This window comes from Mycolicibacterium sp. XJ662 (assembly GCF_053484035.1).
Genome location: NZ_JBEFTL010000001.1, coordinates 205731 through 227823, shown reverse-complemented (window position 1 = coordinate 227823; position 22093 = coordinate 205731). Strand labels below are relative to the sequence as shown.

Annotated in this window: 18 protein-coding genes; 9 read left to right on the top strand and 9 right to left on the bottom strand. The window is 67.4% G+C overall.

What is annotated here, in order from left to right:
- Nucleotides 1–52: 52 nt before the first annotated feature.
- The 3 genes from ABQE93_RS01200 to ABQE93_RS01190 are packed head-to-tail and all read right to left on the bottom strand — an operon-like array spanning nt 53 to nt 4909.
- Entirely contained in the window at nt 53–1990 is a 1938-nt protein-coding gene (locus tag ABQE93_RS01200) for a hypothetical protein (protein ID WP_448405436.1), read from the bottom strand.
- Complete coding sequence (locus ABQE93_RS01195; RefSeq protein WP_448405435.1) at nt 1987–3414, bottom strand: glycosyltransferase family 2 protein; 1428 nt, start codon at nt 3412–3414, stop codon at nt 1987–1989. The genes ABQE93_RS01200 and ABQE93_RS01195 overlap by 4 nt, the downstream gene beginning before the upstream one ends.
- On the bottom strand, nt 3407–4909 hold the full coding sequence (locus ABQE93_RS01190; protein ID WP_448405434.1) for a TgpA N-terminal domain-containing protein: 1503 nt from the start codon (nt 4907–4909) through the stop codon (nt 3407–3409). The genes ABQE93_RS01195 and ABQE93_RS01190 overlap by 8 nt, the downstream gene beginning before the upstream one ends.
- A gap of 272 nt (nt 4910–5181) precedes the next feature.
- Here ABQE93_RS01190 and pta point away from each other — a divergent pair, with 272 nt between their 5' ends.
- Nucleotides 5182–7257: a phosphate acetyltransferase gene (pta, locus tag ABQE93_RS01185; protein WP_448405433.1), complete on the top strand. Its 2076-nt coding sequence runs from the start codon at nt 5182–5184 to the stop codon at nt 7255–7257.
- Complete coding sequence (locus tag ABQE93_RS01180) at nt 7254–8465, top strand: acetate kinase (RefSeq protein WP_448405432.1); 1212 nt, start codon at nt 7254–7256, stop codon at nt 8463–8465. Before pta ends, ABQE93_RS01180 begins: the two co-directional genes overlap by 4 nt.
- A gap of 1 nt (nt 8466) precedes the next feature.
- On the opposite strand, the gene ABQE93_RS01175 is transcribed toward ABQE93_RS01180, so the two are convergent.
- From ABQE93_RS01175 to glnX, 4 genes are all read right to left on the bottom strand, one after another.
- Nucleotides 8467–8892 carry an STAS domain-containing protein gene (locus ABQE93_RS01175; RefSeq protein WP_448405431.1) on the bottom strand — a complete coding sequence of 142 codons (426 nt, stop codon included), beginning with the start codon at nt 8890–8892 and terminating at the stop codon, nt 8467–8469.
- Between the two features lie 217 nt (nt 8893–9109).
- Nucleotides 9110–11404, bottom strand: coding sequence for a serine/threonine-protein kinase PknG (locus ABQE93_RS01170; protein WP_448405430.1), 2295 nt, complete (start codon nt 11402–11404; stop codon nt 9110–9112).
- Nucleotides 11404–12369, bottom strand: a complete 966-nt coding sequence (locus tag ABQE93_RS01165; RefSeq protein WP_448405429.1) for a glutamate ABC transporter substrate-binding protein — start codon at nt 12367–12369, stop codon at nt 11404–11406. Before ABQE93_RS01165 ends, ABQE93_RS01170 begins: the two co-directional genes overlap by 1 nt.
- A 7-nt stretch (nt 12370–12376) precedes the next feature.
- Entirely contained in the window at nt 12377–13693 is a 1317-nt protein-coding gene (gene glnX / locus ABQE93_RS01160; protein WP_448405428.1) for a protein kinase G-activating protein GlnX, read from the bottom strand.
- A 113-nt stretch (nt 13694–13806) separates the two neighbouring features.
- Between glnX and ABQE93_RS01155 the strand changes: the two genes are divergently transcribed.
- Nucleotides 13807–14304 (top strand): NUDIX hydrolase, encoded by a 498-nt coding sequence (locus ABQE93_RS01155; RefSeq protein ID WP_448405427.1) that lies wholly within the window; start codon nt 13807–13809, stop codon nt 14302–14304.
- Here the strand turns inward: ABQE93_RS01155 and thiE are convergent.
- Nucleotides 14297–14965: a thiamine phosphate synthase gene (gene thiE / locus ABQE93_RS01150; protein ID WP_448405426.1), complete on the bottom strand. Its 669-nt coding sequence runs from the start codon at nt 14963–14965 to the stop codon at nt 14297–14299. The two genes, ABQE93_RS01155 and thiE, sit on opposite strands and share 8 nt — an antisense overlap.
- Nucleotides 14966–15080: 115 nt before the next feature.
- Between thiE and thiO the strand changes: the two genes are divergently transcribed.
- From thiO to ABQE93_RS01120, 6 genes are read left to right on the top strand one after another with little or no spacing between them, the layout of a single operon-like run.
- Nucleotides 15081–16136: a glycine oxidase ThiO gene (gene thiO, locus ABQE93_RS01145; protein ID WP_448405425.1), complete on the top strand. Its 1056-nt coding sequence runs from the start codon at nt 15081–15083 to the stop codon at nt 16134–16136.
- Nucleotides 16133–16330, top strand: a complete 198-nt coding sequence (thiS, locus tag ABQE93_RS01140) for a sulfur carrier protein ThiS (protein WP_448400335.1) — start codon at nt 16133–16135, stop codon at nt 16328–16330. Before thiO ends, thiS begins: the two co-directional genes overlap by 4 nt.
- The gene (gene thiG, locus ABQE93_RS01135; RefSeq protein WP_448405424.1) at nt 16323–17081 is read left to right on the top strand and encodes a thiazole synthase; all 759 of its coding nucleotides are present in this window, start codon (nt 16323–16325) and stop codon (nt 17079–17081) included. Before thiS ends, thiG begins: the two co-directional genes overlap by 8 nt.
- Entirely contained in the window at nt 17078–17839 is a 762-nt protein-coding gene (locus ABQE93_RS01130; RefSeq protein ID WP_448405423.1) for an SGNH/GDSL hydrolase family protein, read from the top strand. Before thiG ends, ABQE93_RS01130 begins: the two co-directional genes overlap by 4 nt.
- Nucleotides 17840–17886: 47 nt before the next feature.
- The gene (locus ABQE93_RS01125; RefSeq protein WP_448405422.1) at nt 17887–19395 is read left to right on the top strand and encodes a M28 family metallopeptidase; all 1509 of its coding nucleotides are present in this window, start codon (nt 17887–17889) and stop codon (nt 19393–19395) included.
- A complete protein-coding gene (locus ABQE93_RS01120) occupies nt 19392–20849 on the top strand; it encodes a M28 family peptidase (protein ID WP_448405421.1) in 1458 nt (485 codons plus the stop codon). Before ABQE93_RS01125 ends, ABQE93_RS01120 begins: the two co-directional genes overlap by 4 nt.
- On the opposite strand, the gene ABQE93_RS01115 is transcribed toward ABQE93_RS01120, so the two are convergent.
- Nucleotides 20803–22089: a uracil-xanthine permease family protein gene (locus ABQE93_RS01115; protein ID WP_448405420.1), complete on the bottom strand. Its 1287-nt coding sequence runs from the start codon at nt 22087–22089 to the stop codon at nt 20803–20805. The genes ABQE93_RS01120 and ABQE93_RS01115 overlap by 47 nt on opposite strands.
- Between the last annotated feature and the right edge of the window lie 4 nt (nt 22090–22093).

Sequence of the window (22093 nt, the reverse complement as noted above, 5' to 3'; positions counted from 1 at the left end):
GCTGGCGACTGACCCTGCGCCGCCAGCGATGGAAGGCCGTACGGTTACCACCTCACTGGGTACGGCGTCGCCGGCGGACAACCAGCAGCACAGCCGCTGCGATCACGATCGCGACACCGGCCGCGATCGACACCCATGCCCACCACTTCCAGTGGTCCCCGGGATATTCGTTGATCAGCCCGCCGCCTTCGCGCACGGTGAGGTTGACGGTCTGCCGCTCGGCGCCGGTGGCAACGACGTCGCCGGACAGCGATGCCCAGCGGTTGTCGAGGCCGCGGATGTAGTTGAACGCGTCTGCGACCAGAGACCAGTCACCGCTGCCTGATATCGCCAGCACGGTACGGCCGTTGTGAGTGAACGCTTGTACGACGCCCAGCGGACCGCCCAGATCCAGCTCGGTATCTGGGCTCGCGTTGACGTTGACGGTGTTCGCTGCACCCAGCTGTATCGGCGGAGTCATTCCGGCGCTTGCCATTTCGCTACCTTCGGTCACCACCAACAGGCCAGTGCCGGCAGAGGCGGCTTCCGCGAACGACGTGAGTTTGGGACGCAGCGCCACCGTCGTCTGTTGTCCCATCAGGTTGATCGCTTGCGCGGCGTAGGTCAGGTGCTCCGGGTTGCCGATGGCTACATCGAAGTCCGGCGTGAACGCCATGGGCAGGACCGGGAACCCGCCACGGTTGTGGGTGCCGGGTGTGACGGTCACCGTCGACTGTGGGTCCAGCGCGAAGGTCATGCGATCGTTCAACGGTGCGCATTCCTGACGCGGGCTGTACCGCAGCTCCATAGCGATACCGATCGTTGAGGTGATCGACTCGGGAGGTATGTCACCGATGACGTCGAGGACGCCGGATTCGTCGAGAACATGGGTGGCCAGCACGGTGGACCCGGAGCGGATCAGGATCGATGCTTCGCCGCCGACCACGGGCGTGTACTTGGCTTTGAAGTGCACCTTCGCGTGACTTATCGGCCCGAGAGCGAACTTGCTGACGTCGAAGCCGGCGTACAGCGTGCTGGTCCCCAGCACCGATGCCTCGCCGGTCATGCCGAGCTGCGCGAATGTCTTGATGTTGGTGGCCTGGCTGCGGTCCTCCAGCGCTGAAAGCGTTGCGGCCGAGGGTGTCTGGGCCAGGCTGAATCGGCGGTCGGCGAACAGGTCGACCTGCTGCACCAGCTCTTGCCCGGTGCCGGTGATCGCCAACGCCGCATCCTGTGTGCCGGCGTTCTCGACCTTCAGCGCCGCAGTTCCACCGTCGCGAATGTCGATCACCCGCCGCGCTGTGCTGCGCGCCGGCGGCACCGGGCCGTCGGAACTGTCCACCTCGATCCGCACGGGCATCGGCCGGTACAGATGGGTCAGTTCAGCGACCAGATCCAACGCGGCCTGCTGTTGACTTTCCGTTGGTGCCGAACCAACACGGATGAGGACCTGGTCGAGGTAGCCGGGCAGAAAATCCGCGACCGTGCGAGGTGCCGGAGTGGGGCCGGAGAACGCCGCGGCCAGTTGGCTCAACGCCAGCGAGGGCCGTTGTGAACAGCTGTCGACGGCGACCGTTTTGTCGCGCAGCACGAAACTGAGCTGAGCCTGGCCGTCGTTGACGTCGGCGCGTGAGATGTCGACTTTGAACGGCACGGTGGCCATATCGGCTGGTACCGGGATCGTGCCGAGCACGACGCCGCGTCCGTCGGAAACCTCGATCCGGCCCTCGAGGACGTTGACCACCGATCCGATCTGACCGGTCAGCGTCGTCGGTGTCACGCCCGACGGCACCGGAATCGAAACGCTGGTCGACTGGTTCGACCCGATCAGCTCCATGCGGTCCGGAAGCCCCAACTCCGGCCAGACGATCGGCGGCGTCACGTTGGAGCCGGGAACGCCAGAGTCCCGTGGGTCCGCTGAGGCACGTGGCAGCTCGGGTTGCATGACTTGCGCCCAAAGGGCCGCGACGACGACGAGGGCGACGCCCACCGTCCGAACGATTGCGGTCACCGAGAACCTCCAGCGGATGGTGTTGAAATATGCGGAGTTGTCAGACCGTGAACTGTCTTCTCCCAGAAGAACGGTCGGAAGAGCAACTGGTAGATGGCTTTTACGGCGGCCACCGCCTGAAGCAGCCAGTACACCGGTGTCAGAAGTGCGGCTGGCCACAGATGGGGTTTGCCGAGTTCTTTGGTGACGACCAGCCCGGAGTAGATCGACAGCGGCGCACCGATGAGGAACAGCGCCAAGCAGATGTAGTAGGTCGTCGGCGGAAAGACCATCGCGATGAAGTGCGGGCGTCCCAGTACCCAGACCAGCATCGTGAACCAGAACACCAGGTTGCAGACGGCGGTCAACGGTACTCCGCCGGTCATGTTGAGCAGTCGGAGTATGGCCTTCGTTCCAATTTCGCTGCGCAGTCCCGAGGGGTTGCGCAGATGCACGAGCATGGTCTGCAGGTAGCCCTTGTACCAGCGGGATCGTTGCCTGATCCAGTTCACCACGTCGGAGTTGGCCTCTTCCAACGTGATCGAGTCCAGGATCAGGGTGCGGTAGCCGTGCCGCGCCAGTCGCACGCCCAGGTCGGCGTCCTCGGTGACGTTGTACTCGTCCCATCCGCCGATCTCTCGCCAGGTGGCGGTCGACATGTGATTTGAGGTACCGCCGAGCGGGACCACGCAGCGGGCCTTCTCGACAGCGGGCAGGATGACGCCGAACCACTGGTCGTATTCCAGGGAGAACCAGCGCGTGAGCAGATTCTGCTTTTCGTTGAAGTAGCCGAGTCTTGCTTGCAGGCAACCGATTTCGTCGGGGAGCTGGCGGAACGCGGCCACGGCGCGGCGCAACTGCAACGGCTCGGGGATGTCCTCGGCGTCATAGATCGTCACCATCTCGCCGCGTAGATCCGGCAGCGACATCCCGTAATTGCAGGCCTTCGGTTTGGTCTTCGGCAGGCTGTGAGGGACCAGGACAACCCGCACCGATTCCAGTTCGGCGCCGATCAGCGCCGCCTGGGTGGCGACGTCGTCCTCTTCGACCAACAGCAGCACTTCCAGCTTGTCGCGTGGGTAGTCGAGCTTGCCGACTCCGTTGATCAGGTTCGTCACGATCGACGGTTCGTCGTACACAGGTAGCAGGACCGTATAGACGGGGAGTTCGTCGTCGGACAGGGCCAACGCTTCCTCGCGGGTCACACGCACCATCGCCGATTCGCGAAGTCCCTTGAACAGCAGGTAGTTCCGGTCGATGGTCGCAGCCAGGTAGAACAGAGCGACGATACCTGTCAACAGTGGCGCGACGATGTGCGGCGCCGCAATGACGGTGCCTGCCACAATCGCGGCCAGTGCGCCGAATCGCAGGAGTGACTTACGGTTCAGCGCCGTGCGTGCCGAGAAGTGGGCTGGCAGGTGCGCTGGGGTGAGGGCTTTAGTCACTGGTCGGTGCCCCGGCGGCCTCGGCCGACTTGACGAGATCACGCGTCAGGTGGTCGGCGCGGCTGAGAACCGACGGGTCCACCTCACCGTCGACATGGGGCTGCTGTCGTGTGGTCCACAGCGCCGGTTTGACCGAGGTGTCCAACAGCGACAGCGGTGCGGGGTCCGGGGGCATGTCGCGCCCGTCGAATGACTGGCTGACGATCACGGTGACGGTTTGGTATGCGCTGCCCGCGTGCCAGTTCCAGGTGACGGCGTACCAGTGCTGATCGCTGCCGTACATCGCGGCATCGGCGTTGGTGTGCACGATCCTGGCGCCTTCCGGAAGTCCGGGCGACGGCGGAGCAGGCCGGTATTCCACTGGGCTGACGCTCGGATACCACACCGCGCCCGCGAAATCGTCCTGCGCCGCGCGGCTGGGGCTGGTCATCACATCGACTGCGGCCGCAGGCATCGTCGCGCTTCCGGGAAGTGCGTAACGCACCAGGGTCGCGTCCGCGCCGAGGGATCGGGTGACGAACGGGAACGCCTCCGGCGCGGTGAGGCCGGCGCGGGCGGTCCAGTCAGCCGGAACCGAGGGCGCGTCGGCCTGACGGGAGGACGGAAAGTTCACGACGGCGAGCGCGATTGCGATGACCGTGAGCGTGGCCAGCGATACCGGCGAGAGGCGCGGGAGACGCGCGTCGGAGCGCTGCGGTTCGTCGCTCGTCGACCGTGTCATGCGGTGCAATACGAGGACGCTCAGCACCGGGAAGGCGGCTGCACCGATGACGACCGCGGCGGGCAGGCCGATATACGCATTGAGGAACGTCACCACGACGGCGGCCAGGACGAAGCACCCCGCGGTCGCGATCAGTCGGTGCCGTAACCGGGCGGTTGCCGCCGCGAGGTACACCGCTACGGCACCGATACCGGCGGCCAGCACGGCCGCGGCGTCGTCGGAGCCGCCGAGTGCGGCGGTGGCCAGCAAGAAGGGAAGCGGCGTTGCACAGCAGACCGCGAACACCCACAGCTTCCACATGCGTACCACGTGGCGGGCACCGAACAGAATCACCAGCAGGCATGCGAACCACACGACGAAACCCAACGACTGTAGGCGCCAGAGCGAGGACAGCGCCGACATGCGTTCGGTGAGCAAATGGATCGCCGTGAAGCACGAGATTCCCACGAATGCGGCGATGATCCAGTCGGACTCCGAATCGCCGACGCCGCGTGACGGGCGGCGGTAGCCGGTCGCGATCAGCACCATGAGAAGCGGGGTGATTGCCAGAACGACCGTGCGCGAGCCGGCCGCGGCATCTGCGACAGCCTGGCCGAACACCCCGAAGTAGCCGACCAGGCCCAGCGTCGCGGCGATGCCGAGCCGTGCGGAGAACGGCAGCTCGGCGACGCCTGTGCGCCGACGCGGGGCGGTGACGACCGGCGGTTGTGCGGGCAGCACGCGAAGGGACGTCGAGCGGGTCCTCAGATCGGGTTGAACTGCGGTGTCGGTCATGGTCCTCGCAACTGGGCCGGGGGCTACCAAAACACTCCCGCGACGTTGCAAGGAGTTTGCTAGCTTTACGCTCGCAAGTAATTTACCAGATAGTTAGTTGTTCTGACATGTTGATACGTCATTTTGTAACGCGAGCGCAAATTTAGTCATCTTTCCTGAGGCGAATATCACAGGTGTTTTTTCCCGCGCGGCGGAAACTCAGCGGACCGTCGCGGTCCGGCCGGGCGGTTCCCGGCCCACCGCCGCAAGGCGATTGCCTTAGGCTGGCGTGCGTGCCCGCTGATCCATATGGGATCTACGTCGCCTCACCCGAGGGCGATACCGGTAAGTCGACGATCGCGCTCGGCATCCTGCACCGGCTGACCGCCACGGTCGCCAAGGTCGGCGTCTTCCGGCCCATCACCCGCCTCGGGGAGCACCGCGACTACATCCTCGAATTGCTGCTCGCCCACGCGACGGCGGACCTGGCCTACGAGGACTGTGTGGGGGTCGGCTACCAGCAGCTCCACGACGACCGGGACGCGGCGATCGCCGACATCGTGGACCGCTATCACCAGGTCGCCGAGCAGTGCGACGCGGTGCTCATCGTGGGCAGCGACTACACCGACGTCGCCACGCCCAGCGAGCTGTCGACGAACGCGCGCATCGCCGCCAACCTCAAGGCGCCGGTGGTACTGGCGGTGAAAGCCAAGGACCGCACCCCCGACCAGGTTGCCAAGCTCGTCGACATGTGTCTTGACGAGGTGGCCGCACAGCATGCCCACACCGCCGCGGTGGTCGCCAACCGCTGTGACCCCGACCAGATGGCGGAGGTCGCCGCGGCGCTCGAATCCTTCACGCCGAACTGTTATGTGCTGCCCGAGGCGCCGCTGTTGGTGGCGCCGACGGTTGCGGAGTTGCAGAAGGCGGTGGACGGGTCGATGGTCATCGGCGATCCGGTCCTGCTCAACCGCGAGGTGACGAGCATGATGGTGGCCGGCATGACCGCCGAACACGTGTTGGAACGGCTGACCGAGGGCGTGGGCGTCATCGCCGCCGGCGACCGCTCCGATGTCGTGCTGGCGTTGTCGAGCGCGCATGCCGCCGAGGGTTTTCCGTCGTTGTCATGCATCATCCTCAACGGCGGCCTGCAACTGCATCCCTCGATCGCGGCCCTGGTTTCGGGTCTCGGCCTGCGGCTACCCATCCTCGCCACAGGGCTGCGCACGTTCGAAACCGCGAGCAGGGTTGCGGCGACCCGGGGCCGGGTGACCACCACGTCGCAGCGCAAGATCGACACCGCGCTGCAGTTGATGGAGACCCACGTCGACACCGCCGAACTGCTCGCCCAGCTTGCCATTCCGATCCCCGACGTCGTCACCCCGCAGATGTTCACCTACCAACTGCTGGACCAGGCCCGGTCGGACCGCAAACACATCGTGCTGCCCGAAGGCGACGACGACCGCATCCTGCGGGCCGCAGGCCGGTTGTTGCGCCGCCACGTCGCCGACCTCACCATCCTCGGCGACGAGTCCCAGATCCGTTTCCGCGCAGCAGAACTCGGAATCGACCTGTCCTCGGTGACCGTGCTCGACCCGCAGACCAGCGACCTGTGCGACAAGTTCGCCGAGCAGTACGCCGAACTGCGCAAACACAAAGGCGTCACCGTCGAGCAGGCCCGCGAGATCATCCACGACGTCTCGTATTTCGGCACCATGCTGGTGCACAACGACATGGTCGACGGCATGGTTTCGGGGGCCAGGCACACCACCGCCCACACGGTGCGGCCCGCCTTCGAGATCATCAAAACCTCACCCGGGGTCTCCACCGTGTCGAGCATCTTCCTCATGTGCCTGGCCGATCGGGTGCTGGCATACGGGGACTGTGCGATCGTGCCGGACCCGACATCAGAGCAACTGGCCGACATCGCGATCTCCTCGGCAAGTACCGCGGCCCGGTTCGGCATCGAACCACGGGTCGCCATGCTGTCGTACTCGACGGGCAGCAGCGGCTCTGGCGCCGACGTAGAAAAGGTCAGGCTGGCAACCGAACTCGTACAAGAACGCGCACCCGAACTGCTTGTCGACGGGCCGATCCAGTACGACGCGGCGGTGGAACCCTCCGTCGCCGCATCGAAGATGCCCGACTCCAAGGTCGCCGGCCGCGCGACGGTGTTGATCTTCCCGGACCTCAACACAGGCAACAACACCTACAAGGCGGTGCAGCGCAGCGCGGGCGCCATCGCGATCGGGCCCGTACTGCAGGGCCTGAACAAGCCGGTGAACGACCTGTCCCGGGGTGCGCTGGTCGAGGACATCGTCAACACCGTCGCGATCACGGCGATTCAAGCCCAAGGGCAACCGTCATGACCGCACCGGCCCGGACGGTCCTGGTCGTCAACTCGGGCTCGTCGTCGCTGAAATGCCAACTCATCGACCCGGATTCGGGCGCATCGCTGGCAGACGGCACCGTGGAACGCATCGGCGAAGACTCGGCACTGGCGGGGGTCACCGTCGGGCAGCGCGAAGTCCGCCGCGACGGTCCGGCCATCGCCGATCACGAGGCGGCGCTGCGCACCGCGTTCGACCTGCTCGACGAGGCAGGCGCCAGTCTGGACACGGTCAACCTGGTCGCCGTCGGCCACCGCGCGGTCCACGGCGGCCACAGCTTCTATGCGCCGACGCTGGTGACCGATGAGTTGATCGCCAAGATGCGCGAGCTGGCTCCGCTTGCGCCACTGCACAATCCGCCCAGTGTGCTCGGCATGGAGGTGGCCCGCAAGATCCTGCCGGACCTGCCCCACGTCGCCGTCTTCGACACCGGCTTCTTCCATGACCTTCCCGCGGCCGCGGCAACCTACGCAATCGACCGCGACATCGCACACGAGTGGTACATCCGCCGGTACGGGTTTCACGGCACTTCCCATCAGTACGTCAGCGAGCAGGCGGCGGCGTTCCTCGAGGTGCCGCTGGCATCGCTGAACCAGATCGTGCTGCATCTCGGCAACGGCGCGTCCGCATCGGCCATTGCCGGTGGGCGACCGGTCGACACGTCGATGGGCCTGACCCCGCTGGAGGGGCTGGTGATGGGCACCCGGCCCGGTGACATCGACGCCGGCGTCATCTTCTACCTCATGCGCACCGCGAAGATGAGCCTCGACGAGGTCGACGAGATGCTCAACCGGCGCTCGGGGGTCTTCGGCCTTGGCGGCGAGATCGACTTTCGGGAGCTTCACGAGCAGATCGAAAACGGGGACGCCACAGCGCAATTGGCGTACGACGTGTACATCCACCGGCTGCGTAAGTACATCGGCGCATACATGGCGCTGCTCGGCAACACCGACGTCATCGTGTTCACCGCCGGGGTGGGGGAGAACGACGCCACGGTGCGCCGCGACGCGCTGACGGGACTCGCGGGGTTGGGTGTCGAGCTCGACGAGCACCTCAACGCCAGCCCGGGCAAGACCGCGCGCCGCATCTCGGCCGACAATTTACCGACGACGGTGCTCGTGGTCCCGACCAACGAGGAGCTGGCGATCGCCCGCGACTGCGTCGCGGTGCTTGCCGCCGGGCGGTAGCTCAGACGAGCGCGCGGTCCCCGGCCTGCAGGTCGTCGAGCAGCGACTGCGGCTCTTCTAGGGGCAAGGTGGCGTCGGGATTGCAGACCGCCAGCAGGCGGCGGACCTGCCTGCCGCAGCGCAGCTGCCAGGTGACGCCGTTGCGGGAGCAGATCACGTTGATGTTGTGCAGCGCGGCGAACCCGGAGGTACCGAAGAAGTCGACCAGCCGAAGGTCCATCACCAGATGCGAGGCACCGAGCAACTGCGCTTCCACATACGTCACCATGGCGCGGCTGTTGGTCGCGTCGACCTCACCCTCCACCGTGACGACGACATCAGAGCCTCGATGGGACGCGCAGAACTGAGCGCGGTGGTGGTGTTCGCGCCGGTCCAGCGCCTCAGGGTCCGGACGGAATACCCGCAAAGTTCCTACTGCAGCAGACACGATGGACTCCCTCAGCCGAAATTCACGATTCGTACTGTGGGTGCCGCCAGGGGTCGGGCCTTCACCGATGACGTCACCAGTCAGCTGTTAACTCAACCTGATCGGAGATTACTACGAAATCCGTTGCTTGACCATGATCTGTCTGCGAGCGAAAACACTGGTCAAAGCAATATGGGGCGGGCCTGCGACAACCGATTCCGTAGCCCGGTTCAGCAAGCTAAAAGGTGCTTGTCGGGCGCACGCTGTTGGCCAGATCCACCAGCGCATAGCGGTGCGCCTGGGTCGGTGCGGCGCGCGCCAGGGCCCGCAGCGACGCCTCGACGCCCAGCTGAAGACCGTGCTGGGTGAACGGGAAGCCGAGGATGTGGTTGGTGCTCGCGGTGTGGTCGGCGTTGTCGGCCAGCCAGTCCATCGCGGTGCCCAGCACCAGCGCGCGGATCTGCAGCACGCGCGGTTCGGTGTCGGGCAGCGCCTCGACGCGGCGGGCGGCATTGCGGATGTGTTGTTCGGTGATCTCGCTCATCGAGCGTCCCGACAGCAGCGTGACCGCGCTCGTCAACCGGGCGGTGGTGAAGTGCCGCGACATCGCGGGCACCTGGTCCAACGTCTTCACCGCGGCGTCGCGGTCACCGGCTGCCGCTTGCGCGCGGGCCAACCCGAACGCGGCCGAGATGATGCCGTTGTCGGTGGACCACACGGTGTTGTAGAACTTGCGCTCCGCCGACTCTTCGATGTTGGAGCCGGCCAACTCGGCGGTGGCGGCCAGCGCGAGCTTGGGCGCCAGCTCACCGGGAAGGGTGTCCAGCACTTCGGTGAAATGCTTTGTGGCGGCAACGTAGTCAGCCGTCAGCAGCGCGGCCACGGCACGGAACCACACCAGCCGCCACCGCCAACCCACCCGGCCGGTCAGGTCGTCGAGCTTGCGGGTGGCCTTGGCGACGTCGCCGAGGTCCAGCAGGGCGCGCACCTCCATCAACGGCAGTTCGACGGACTCCGACACGTCGATACCCTCCGAGTCCAGCGCACCGTGCCGAGCCGCGCGCAGCTGGTCCAGCGTCTGGATGGGCTGGCTCAGCACGCTGGCCGACAGCACCGGCGCACCCACGTCGGTCGGGTCAACCAGCGGTACCGGCAGCGCCTTGACGATCTCCTGGGCGGTCAGCTTCTCCGAGTGCACCTGGCCGTCGAGGTACACGTCGGTGTGGGCCACCAGCAGATCGATGCCGAACGTCGACCGGGCGGGGGAGAACACCGTGGACAGGCCGGGGCGCGGGGTGCCGGTGTTGCGGGCGACCACCTCGCGCAGCACGCCGAGCAACTGGCTCGACATCTCGTCGGCGCTTGCGAACCTGCGCCGCGGATCCGGGTCGATGGCGCGGCGCAACAGTCGGCCGAACGAATCGTATTCGGCGAGAACGGGATCGTCTTCGGGTAGCCCGTCGACGTAACGACCCTTGCGGGTGCGCAGCTTCAACGTCAACGCCGCCAGCGTGCGCCCGACGGTGTAGATGTCGGTGGCCACGGTGGGGCCGGTGCGCACGATCTCGGGTGCCTGGTAACCCGGTGTGCCGTAGAGGTAGCCGAACGAGTTGAGGGTCGAGACCGCGCCGAGGTCGATCAGCTTGAGCTGCTCCTCGGTGATCATGATGTTCTCGGGTTTGAGGTCGTTGTAGGCCAGCCCGATCGAGTGCAGGTAGCCCAGCGCCGGCAGGATCTCGAGCATGTAACCGATGGCTTGGTCGACCGGAAGCTTCTCTCCCCGCGCCGGTTTGAGCGACGTGCCGCCGACGTACTCCATCACGATGTAGCCGACCGGGTTACCGTGCTTGTCCGCGTGCTCGACGAAGTTGTAGATCTTGACGATCCCCGGATGGGTCACCTCGGCGAGGAACCGGCGTTCGGCCATCGCCATCTTCTGGGCTTCGGCGTCACCGGAATGCACCAGACCCTTGAGCACTACCGGTCGCTCGTTGACGTTGTGGTCCAGCGCCAGATACACCCAGCCGAGACCACCGTGGGCGATACAACCCTTGATCTCATACTGGTCGGCGACCATGTCACCCGGGTTGAGCTGCGGCAGAAAGGAATACGAACTGCCGCAGTACGGGCACCAGCCCTCCGACTGTGCGGGGCTGTCGGCTGTGGCGCGGCCGACGGGACGTCCGCAGTTCCAGCAGAACCGTTTGGACTCCGCGACCACCGGGTTGCGCATCAACGCCGCGAGCGGGTCCTTGGCCCGCACCCGCGGTATCTCCACCAACCCGCCCCCGAGCCGGCGGGTGGGGGAGAGCGCCCTGGTCACCGTCGTGTGTTCGTGGGGTTCGGTGTCGCCGATGTCGTCGTCGTCGTCATCGTCGAACTGCGGACGGAACACCGCCTGGGTGGCCATTGGGCGCACCGTCGACGCCGAATCCATGCCCATGTCGTCGAAGCTGGCCGGTTGCGTACCGACCATCGGCTCGTCCGCGCCGGCGCGGTCCTCGTCGAAGTCGTCGTCTCGGTTGTCGGCCATCAGTCCGAATACCTCGCGACCGGGGGCGCCGGCGCCGGGCCGAGCACCGTCAGCCACTTGCGATACAACGTGTACCACGTGCCATCGCGGCGAATGCGCTCCAACGTTCCGTTGACGAAGCGCACCAGCCCGGTCTTCTCCTTGTTGATGCCGATTCCGTAGGGCTGCTGGCTGAGGCTGGGCCCCACGATGTGCAGGTAGGGATCCTGTGCCACCAGGCCGGCCAGGATGGTGTCGTCGGTGCTGACCGCGTCGACCTGCCGCTGCTGGAGCGCGACCAGGCAGTCCGCCCACGCGACCACGCCGACGATGACCGGCGGCGGCGTGATCTCCTGGATCCGCCGCAACGACGTCGTACCCTTCGCCACGCACACCCGCTTACCGGACAGGTCCGACGGCTGCGCGATCGTCGAATCCCGCGGCGCCATGATCCGCTGGTTGGCGTTGAGATACACCGTGGAGAAGTTGACCAGCTTCTTGCGTTGGCAGGTGATCGTCATGGTCTTGACGACGACGTCGACCTCGTTGTTCTCCAATCCGGCGATCCGGTCGGCTGAGGACAGGATCCGGTACTCCACCTGTGACGGGGAACCGAAGATGTCGCGCGCGATCTCGCCGGCGATGTCGACGTCGAAACCGGTGATCTGGCCCGTGATCGGATCGCGGAAGGAAAACAAGTTGCTGCCGATGTCGAGGCCGACGATCAACCGGCCGCGCGCGCGGATGTCAGCCACCGCGGCGTCCGCCTCGGCCTTGGTGGGAAACGGTCGAAGGCTTTCCGTGCGGTCGCAGTCGTCGTCGTCCTCGTCTGGCACCTGCGCCGGCTGCGGTGGCAATTCAGCCATGCCCGCCGGCGTGGGCGGGGCCAACGTGACCCCCGGTGTCATCGTCGTCGGCGTGGTCTGGCCGCAACCGGACAACAACGCCGTCGCGGCCAGCAGAGCGCCCAACTTCTTCCCAATCACCGGAAAATCACCTGTACTCGCTAAGCCTCGGCCACAACCCCAGCGCCACCGAAATCGCGGCGACGATGCTCAGCACCGCGGCGCCAACCGTCGCTCCGGACAGCACCCGGTAGGCGTTGACGATGTTGTTGCGCAGTTGGCTGCGGCTCTCCTCGATCCCCTTGCTCAACGCCGCGTCGAGCTGGTTGAACGCCGGGGTGGAGTCGTCCTCACGCGTACCCAGCGCTACCTGGGTGGCGGCCTGGTAGTTGCCCACGCTGATGTAGGCGTTGATGCGGTCGTCGGCCGCCCGCCAGCGCGCAAGTAACTGCTCGGCGTCGACGAGGTCGGTCTTGTCGACTGCGTCGTCGCGGGCCAGGTACTCCGACAGCTGCTCGGCCATCATGTCGATGCGCTGATAGTAGGACTGCTTACGCACGGTTTCATCACCACGCCGGATCAGCGACAGAATTTCGTCGGCGCGGGCCTGTTGCGCGCTGATCGCCAGGTTCGTGACGGTCTTGAGCGATTGCGCCGCAGTGTCTTTCGCACTGCGGCTGTCGGCGGTCGAGAGCACCAGCGCGGTGCCGACCCAGATCAACATGATCGACACGGCCAACCCGCCGGCCACGAAGCCGATGTTGATGCGCCGTCGGGTCCGGCGCGCCAGCCAGCGGTTGGCGAACACCCCGAACAACAACGTTGCGAGCACCACCAGGATCACCGGACCCGGAATCCGCGTGGACGCCGACGTCTCGGCGTCCACCAGCCCCGAGGTCTGCTCATACAGCTCTTGGGCGTTGGGCAGCATCTGGGTCTGCATCAACGCCGACGCCTCCGACAGGTACGACGAGCCGACCGGGTTTCCGGACCGGTTGTTGGTGCGTGCGGTCTCGACCAGACCGGTGTAGACGGACAGCTGGGCGTTGATGCGGCCGAGCAGTTGGATCATGTCCTCGTCGGTCAACCCGCTGGACGCGCGGGTGACCGCGACCGAGGCGTCGGTGATGGCCTGTTCGTAGCGTTGCCGCACATCGCGGGGTTCGGCGCCGGCGATGAACGCGGTGGCCGCGGCGGCGTCGGCGACCGACAGCGTGGTGTAGAGCTGCCCGGCGGCGAACGCCAACGGCTCGGTGTGGTTGAGCACCCTGGTCAGCACCTGCTGGCGGTCGTTGATCGTCGTCGACGTCGCGAACGCGCTGGCGATCACGAGCGCGGACAACACGAACCCGATGCTCAGGATCCGGCCGGGCGTCGTCCAGAAGAACCACCAGCGCGGGTGGGCAGGTGTCGGCGACCGCGACGCGAGCGGCTCCGTCGACGGGTGCGCCAACTCCACAGTCACGTGCGCGCGGACCTCATCTAACTCGGTGCTTTCCGGCTGTCGTTCCGACCGCTCTCACTCTATAAAAAAAGTCTAAGAGGTTCGGGACGCGCGCGCGTCCGTATTCTGATGCCGTGCGTGGCGACGGTGACGGCTGGGTGGTGGCGGACACCGGGGCCGCTTTCTGGGGCAGGTTCGGCGCGGCGGGCTTGCTGCTGCGCGCGCCGGACCCGAGCGGGACGGCTGCGGTGCTCCTGCAGCACCGTGCGGTGTGGAGTCATCAGGGCGGCACCTGGGGGTTGCCCGGCGGTGCCCGCGACAGCCACGAATCCGCCGAGGAGGCCGCCGTGCGCGAGGCGCAGGAAGAGGCCGGGCTGGCCGCCGAACGGCTCACGGTGCGCACCACCGTCGTCACCGCGGAGGTATCCGGTCCGGGCGGCGCCCACTGGACCTACACCACCGTCATCGCCGACGCCCCCGAACAGCTGGAGACCATCCCGAACCGGGAGAGCGCCGAGCTGCGGTGGGTCCCCGTCGAGCAGGTCACCGATCTGCCGCTGCATCCGGGGTTCGCCGCGAGCTGGGAGCGGCTGCACTCGCTGACCGCGTCGATTCCGCTGCTGATCAACTAGCGGACCGCAGCGCCGCCTTCAGGTGTTGCGCCGCGGCGCGCGGATCGTCGGCGGCGGTGATCGCCCGCACCACCACGATGCGGCGCGCACCCGCGTCGAGCACCTCGGGCAGCCGCTGCGCGTCGATTCCGCCGATCGCGAACCACGGTTTGTCCGTGCGCAGTTCGGCGGCCGCGCGGACGAGGGGCAGGCCGGGGGCGGGCCGGCCCGGTTTGGTCGGCGTCGGCCAGCACGGGCCGACGCAGAAGTAGTCGACGGCTTCGGTGACGGCGGCGCTGACCTGCTCGGCGTCGTGGGTGGACCGGCCGATCAGCGGCTCGGGGCCGATGACGTCTCGCGCGACGGCCAGCGGCAGATCGTCCTGGCCGAGGTGCAGCACGTCGGCGCCGGTCGCCAACGCGATGTCGGCGCGGTCGTTGACCGCCAGCAGCGCGCCGTGGCGCCGCGCCGCATCAGCGAGCGTGGCCAGCGCGTCGAGTTCCTGACGGGCCTCCAACGGGCCGAACTGCTGCTCACCCGGTGAACCCTTGTCGCGTAGCTGGATGATGTCGACCCCGCCGGCCAGCGCCGCGTCCGCGAACTCGGCGAGATCGCCGCGCTCACGTCGGGCGTCAGTGCACAGGTACAGCGTTGCGGTCGCCAGGCGGTCACGGATGTTCACACGGCGAACCGTAGCGCTTTCGCCCGAGTAGGCTGGGTGGCGCTACACGGGAGTCCCGGGAACGGGGGCTGAGAGTGGGCCCGCCCAGCCCTTACCGTCACACCTGATCCGGGTCATGCCGGCGAAGGGAGGGATCTTGGACTCAGGAAGGACCGGCAGGTCGCTGGCCGTCATCGGCGGCGGCGTCATCGGGCTGTCCGTCGCCCGGCGCGCCGCGCTGGACGGCTGGGCGGTCCGGGTGCATCGCAGCGACGAGCGCGGCGCCTCATGGGTCGCCGGCGGGATGTTGGCCCCGCACAGCGAGGCCTGGCCCGGTGAGGACGCGTTGCTGCGGCTGGGCCTGGAGTCGCTGGCTTTGTGGCTCGACGGCTTCCTCGACGGCCTGCCCGACGACGTCGTCACCGCGCGCGAGTCGTTGGTGGTCGCGGTGGACCGGGCCGACGTCGCCGACCTGAAGCGGGTCGGCGAGTGGTTGGCCGCCCAGGGGCATCCGGTGACTGTGATCTCCTCCGCACGCGATGTCGAACCCCTGCTCGCACAGAGCATCCGCCACGGGCTGCGGGCCGAAACCGAACTGGCCGTGGATAACCGGGCCGTCGTCGCGGCGCTGGAAGCGCACTGTGAGCGGCTCGGGGTGCAGTGGGCGCCACCGGTGCAGCAGCTCAGCGAGGCGCAGGGCGACGCGGTGGTGATCGCGAACGGGATTGACGCGCCTGCGCTTTGGCCCGGCCTGCCGATCCGCCCGGTGAAAGGCGAAGTGCTGCGGCTGCGCTGGCGGCGTGGCTGCATGCCGGCGCCGCAGCGGGTGATCCGGGCCCGCGTGCACGGCAGGCAGGTGTACCTGGTGCCCCGCGCCGACGGCGTCGTCGTCGGCGCGACGCAGTACGAGCACGGCCGCGACACCGCGCCGTCGGTCACCGGGGTGCGCGAACTGCTCGACGATGCGTGCGCGGTGATGCCTGCGCTCGGGGAGTACGAGCTGGCCGAGATCTCGGCCGGTCTGCGGCCGATGACGCCGGACGGGTTGCCGATCGTGGAGCGGCTCGACGAGCGCACGCTGGTGGCAGCGGGGCACGGCCGCAACGGATTCCTGTTGGCGCCGTGGACAGCGCAGAAGATCGCGGCGGAACTCGATGTCCTGGTTGGAGCAAGTCTTGGAGCAAATCAATGAAGGTCATCGTCAACGATGAAGCGGTCGAGGTCGACGCGGATACGACCATCGCGGCGCTGTTGTCGCGCCTCGGCTTCCCCGAGAAGGGCATCGCGGTGGCGGTGGACTGGTCGGTGCTGCCGCGGTCGCAGTGGGACACCACGCTGGCCGACGGTGCGCGCCTCGATGTGGTGACGGCGGTGCAAGGTGGCTGATTCGAAGCTGACAATTGCCGGGCGGGAGTTCGGATCACGGCTGATTCTGGGCACCGGCGGTGCGGCCAACCTCGCGGTGCTGGAACAGGCGCTCGTCGCCTCCGGCACCGAGCTGACCACGGTGGCGATGCGCCGCGTCGACGCCGAGGGCGGCACGGGTGTGTTGGATCTGCTGAACCGGCTTGGTATTTCGCCGCTGCCCAACACCGCGGGCTGCCGCGGCGCAGCCGAAGCGGTGATGACCGCACAGCTTGGCCGCGAAGCGCTGCAGACCGACTGGGTCAAGCTCGAGGTGATCGCCGACGAGCGCACGCTGCTTCCCGACGCCGTCGAATTGGTCAAGGCCGCAGAACAACTGGTCGACGACGGTTTCATCGTGCTGCCCTACACCAACGACGATCCGGTGCTGGCTCGCCGGCTCGAGGACACCGGCTGCGCGGCGGTGATGCCGCTGGGTTCGCCCATCGGCACCGGGTTGGGGATCGCCAACCCGCACAACATCGAGATGATCGTCGAGGCCGCTTCGGTGCCGGTGATACTCGACGCCGGCATCGGCACGGCGAGCGATGCGGCGCTGGCGATGGAACTCGGCTGTGACGCTGTGCTTTTGGCGTCCGCGGTCACCCGCGCCGACGACCCGCCCACCATGGCGGCCGCGATGGCGTCGGCGATCACCGCCGGATACCTCGCCCGGCAGGCTGGGCGGATCCCGAAGCGGTTCTGGGCGCGGGCGTCCAGCCCGTCGATATGAGTCGGTATGTGGCGCTGGGTAGTTCGATGGCGGCGGGTCCGGGAATCCGTCCGAGAGCCACGGGCAGCCCGTTCACGGCGGGCCGATCGGCGCGCAACTATCCGCACCTGGTTGCCGAGCGGCTCGGTCTCGACCTCGTCGACGTGACCTATTCCGGTGCGACGACGGCGAACCTGCTTCGCACCGGACAGCTCGGTGCGCGCCCGCAGATCGAGGCGCTCGACGGTTCCGAACAGCTTGTCACGGTGACGATCGGCGGCAACGACGTGGGCTACGTGCCGTTGCTGTTCGCCGCAGGCCTGCCACACCCGGTACGCAAGGTGCCGGTACTCGGCGGTGCGGTGCGGGCCAAGCTCGACCGCCGTGCCCGTGATCGTGCGCTGGCAGAGGTCGGCGACGCGTTGAAGGAAGTGGGACGCACCCTACGGCAGCGGTCACCGCGCGCCGACGTGCTTTTCGTCGACTACCTCACGCTGCTGCCGCCGCCGGGAACCTCGGCGCCGCCGCTGACGGATTCGGACGTCGCGACCGGGCGGCACATCGCCGACGAACTCGAGCGCCTCACCGCCGAGGCGGCGGCGGCCACCGGATGCGGGCTGGTCCGTGTCGCCGAGTACAGCCGCGAGCACCACGCGTGGTCGGCCGACCCGTGGACGACCAAGTTCGGGCTGCCCTGGCCCGGTCGCCCGGCTCCACTGCATCCCAATGCAACCGGTATGCGCGTGGTCGCCGAACTCATCGCCGCGCACGTGGCCTGACATCGGCGGCGGCGCGGCACGTCAACTTGCCGCTAACGTGGTCGTCGATGAAGCACACAATGTCGTCGAAACTGGTCGCGCTGGCCGCTGCAGCCCTTCTGGTGTTGGCCGGTTGCGGCCGCGAAGCGCCCGAGGACCCGGCGCCGTCCACACCGCCCGGGCCCAGCAAGGCCGCCACCGACTTCGCGGAGACCCTGAGGCAGCGGGTGACGGGTGATGCGCTTTCGGCGCACCTGGTCAAGCTTCAGGAAATCGCCGACGAGCACGACGGCAACCGGGCGTTGGGCACCCCCGGTTACGACGCCAGCGTGGACTATGTGGTGAACGCGCTGCGGGACAAGGGTTTCGAAGTAGAGACCCCCGAGTTCGAGGTGCGCATCCCGTTCGCTGAGGAACCGGCGCTCACCGTGGGCGGCGCCACCATCGCCGCCAAACCGCTGAACTTCACCATCGGCACCCCGCCGGACGGCGTCGCCGGGCCGCTCGTACCCGCCCGCGTCGAGGAGTCGCCGGGGTGCACTCCCTCTGACTACGACGGGCTACCCGTCGCCGGTGCCGTCGTGCTCGTCGACCGCGGCACCTGCCCGTTCTCCGAGAAGGAGAGCGCCGCCGCGGAGCGGGGTGCGGTGGCCTTGATCGTCGCCAACAACGAGGACGGTGACGAGATGGGCGGCACGCTCGGCGAGCACACCGAGGTGAAGATCCCGGTCATCAGCATCACCAAGGCCTCCGGTGAGCGGCTGCGCGCCGACCCGGGCCCCACGACGATCAAGCTCGACGCCGGCGTGCGCACCGAACGCACCCGCAACGTCATCGCCCAGACCGAGACCGGCTCCACCGACAACGTCGTGATGCTCGGCGCCCACTTGGACAGCGTCCCGGAGGGCCCCGGGATCAACGACAACGGTTCCGGGGTGTCGGCGGTGCTGGAAACCGCGCTGCAGCTGGGCAGCTCGCCGGACGTGAACTACGCCGTGCGGTTCGGGTTCTGGGGTGCTGAGGAACTCGGCCTGCTCGGATCCAGCGACTACGTGTCGACGTTGAGCGTCGACGAGCTCAAAAACATTGCGCTGTACCTGAACTTCGACATGATCGCTTCACCCAACCCGGGCTACTTCACCATCGACGGCGATCAGTCCGCGCCACCCGACCCCAGCCAACCCGTCCCCCGGGTGCCCGAGGGTTCGGCGGGTATCGAGCGCACGCTGGTGTCGTATCTGGAGAACGCCGGAAAACCGCCTGCCGACATCAACTTCGAAGGCCGCTCGGACTACAGCAGCTTCACCATCGCCGGCATTCCGGCGGGCGGCCTTTTCACCGGTGCGGAAGCCGAGAAGTCCGCCGAGCAGGCTAAGAAGTGGGGCGGCCAAGCGGACGAACCCTTCGACCCCAACTACCACAAGGCATCCGACACGCTGGAGAACGTCAACCGGATGGCGCTGGAGATCAACGGAAAAGGCGTCGCGTACGCCGTCGGGATCTATGCGCAGGACCAGGGTGGCCGCAACGGTGTGCCGATCCGTGAAGACCGCACCCGGCACGCCCTCGAATCATGATGAGGCGGGCGGCATTCCTCGCGGTGGCCGCGGTGCTGATGTCGTGCTCGACGGCCGACGACCAGGCGTCCTCGCCGCAGTTCGCCCGCGAGTTGGCCGAAGCGGTCACCGCCGACGGAATGTACACCCACCTGCAGAAACTGCAGGAGATCGCCGACGCCAACGACGGCAACCGGGGACAGGGCAGCACGGGTCTGCAGGCCAGTGTGGACTACGTTGCGCAGTTTCTGCGGGACAAGGGTTTTGACGTCGAAACCCCGGAGTACGAGCGGCTCGACCGGATGGCAGGCGGTGACCCGTCGATGACGGTCAACGGTCGTGAACACAGCGTCGATCAAGCCTCGCTGCTGATCACCACGCCGCCGGGCGGTCTCAAAGCCGTCACCCTGCGACCCGGGAAACCTTCCGGGTGCCGTACCGCCGACTACGACGGGGTCTCGGTCAAGGGGGCGATTTCGGTTGTCGACGACGCCGGGTGCTCGGTGGTCGACAAGCAGAACGTGGCGGTCTCGGAGGGCGCGGTCGGGCTGCTCGTCGTCAGCGACCCGGGTCAGCGCGGCAGCCCGCCCACCCTGTTCCCCGCGGGCTACTACCGAGAGCTGACCGTCCCCGTGGGGATCATCGACACGGGCACCAACGCCGCGCTGCGTCGCACCACCGCATGGGTGACGCTGGTGCTCGACAGCAAACCGGTGATGGCTAAGGGCCGAAACGTGGTGGCGCAGACCAAGACCGGCAACACCGACAACATCGTGGTGGCCGGGGCGCACCTGGACAGCTCGGCGGCCAGCCCCGGCATCAACGACAACGGCTCGGGGGTCGCCGCGCTGTTGGAGACGGCGTCGGCACTGGGAGCCCAACCGCGGGCGGCCAACGCGGTGCGGTTCGCGTTCTGGGGATCGGAGAAGAACGGGCTGGCGGGCGCGACGAGCTACCTGCGGGGGCTGTCCGCCGAACAACTCAACCAGATCGCGCTGTACCTCGACTTCGACATGCTCGGGTCGTCAAACGCCGGCTACTTCACCTTCGACGGCGATCAGTCGGCGCAACTCAACCCCGATATCCCGGTGGACTCCGTACCGGAAGGGTCGGCTGCGATCGAGCGCACGCTCGCCGGATATCTCTACTCGGCGGGTGCGCGGCCCGCCGACATGCCGCTGAGCCGGATCACCGACTACAACGCATTTCTGACCGTGGGTGTGCCGATCGGCGGCTTGACCGCAGGATCCTCGCAACGCAAATCCGAAGCACAGGCGCGTCTTTGGGGTGGGCAGGCCGGTGTCGCGTTCGATCCGAACTACCACACCCGACGCGACACCATCGACAACATCAACCGCGATGCGCTTTCGGTGATGGGTTCGGCGGCTGCGTTCGCGGTCGCGACCTACGCGCAGTCCATCGAAGGGGTCAACGGGGTTCCGGCTCTGGCGCAGCGAAATCGCGGCGCGCGCTAGCGTTGCGAAACCCGAGCAGCCGCATCCCGTGGTACACCAACAGCGCGGCGATCGAGCCGAGCGCGATGCCGGTGAACGTCAAACCGCCGGCGTGCCAGGTGAAGTCGGCGATACCCACGACCAACGGTATGGCGGCGGTCATCTGGTTGATCGGCTTGGAGAAGTCGACGTGGTTGGTCAACCAGATGCGCACCCCGATCACGCCGACGAGCCCGTACAGCACCACCGTGGCGCCGCCGAGAACGCCCGCCGGGATCGCCGAGATCGTCGCACCCACCTTGGGGCACAGCGCCAGTGCGATGGCGACGGCCGCCGCCACCCAGTAGGCGGCCGTCGAGTAGACGCGGGTGGCCGCCATCACGCCGATGTTCTCGGCGTAGGTGGTGGTCGCCGAACCGCCGCCGAACCCGGCCAGCGTGGTGGCCACCCCGTCGGCGGCGATCGCGCGGCCCATCACCGGATCGAGGTCGGTCTCGGTCATCTGGCCGACCGACTTGACGTGTCCGATGTTCTCGGCGACCAGCGCGATCACCGCGGGCAGAAACATCGGCAGCACAGCCAACGTGAATGTGGGCGACTGGAATTCGGGTAGACCCAACCACGGCGCCGCCTTGATCGCCGACGTGTCGACCTCGCCCGTGAGCAACGCCAGGACATATCCGGCGACCACCGCGACGAAGATCGCCATGCGCCCGACGATGCCGCGGAAGAACGCCAGCGTCGCCACCAGCAGTACCAGCGTGACGAGGCCCACCAGCGGACCCTGCTCGAAGTTCGCCTTGGCCGCCGGCGCGAGGTTGAAACCGATCAGCGCGACGACCGCTCCGGTGACCACCGGGGGCAACGTCACGTCGATCCAGTGGGTGCCGACGACGTGCACGACCATCCCGATCACGATGAGCGCGACGCCGACCGCGACCAGACCACCCAACGCGCTGCCGGTTCCCTGTGCGGCCACCGCCGCGGTCACCGGGGCGATCACCGCGAAACTCGAGCCCAGGTAGCTGGGCAGGCGGTTGCCTGTGATCAGCAGGAACAACACCGTGCCGACGCCGGAGAACAGCAGCGTGGTCGCCGGCGGGAACCCGGTCAGCACCGGGACCAGGAAGGTGGCGCCGAACATCGCCACGACGTGCTGGGCGCCGATGCCGATTGTTCGGGTCCAACTCAGCCGCTCGCCGGGTGCGACGACGAAGTCACTGTCGGGTGGGGCCTGCACCGGCGTCCACGTCAGATTCATGGTG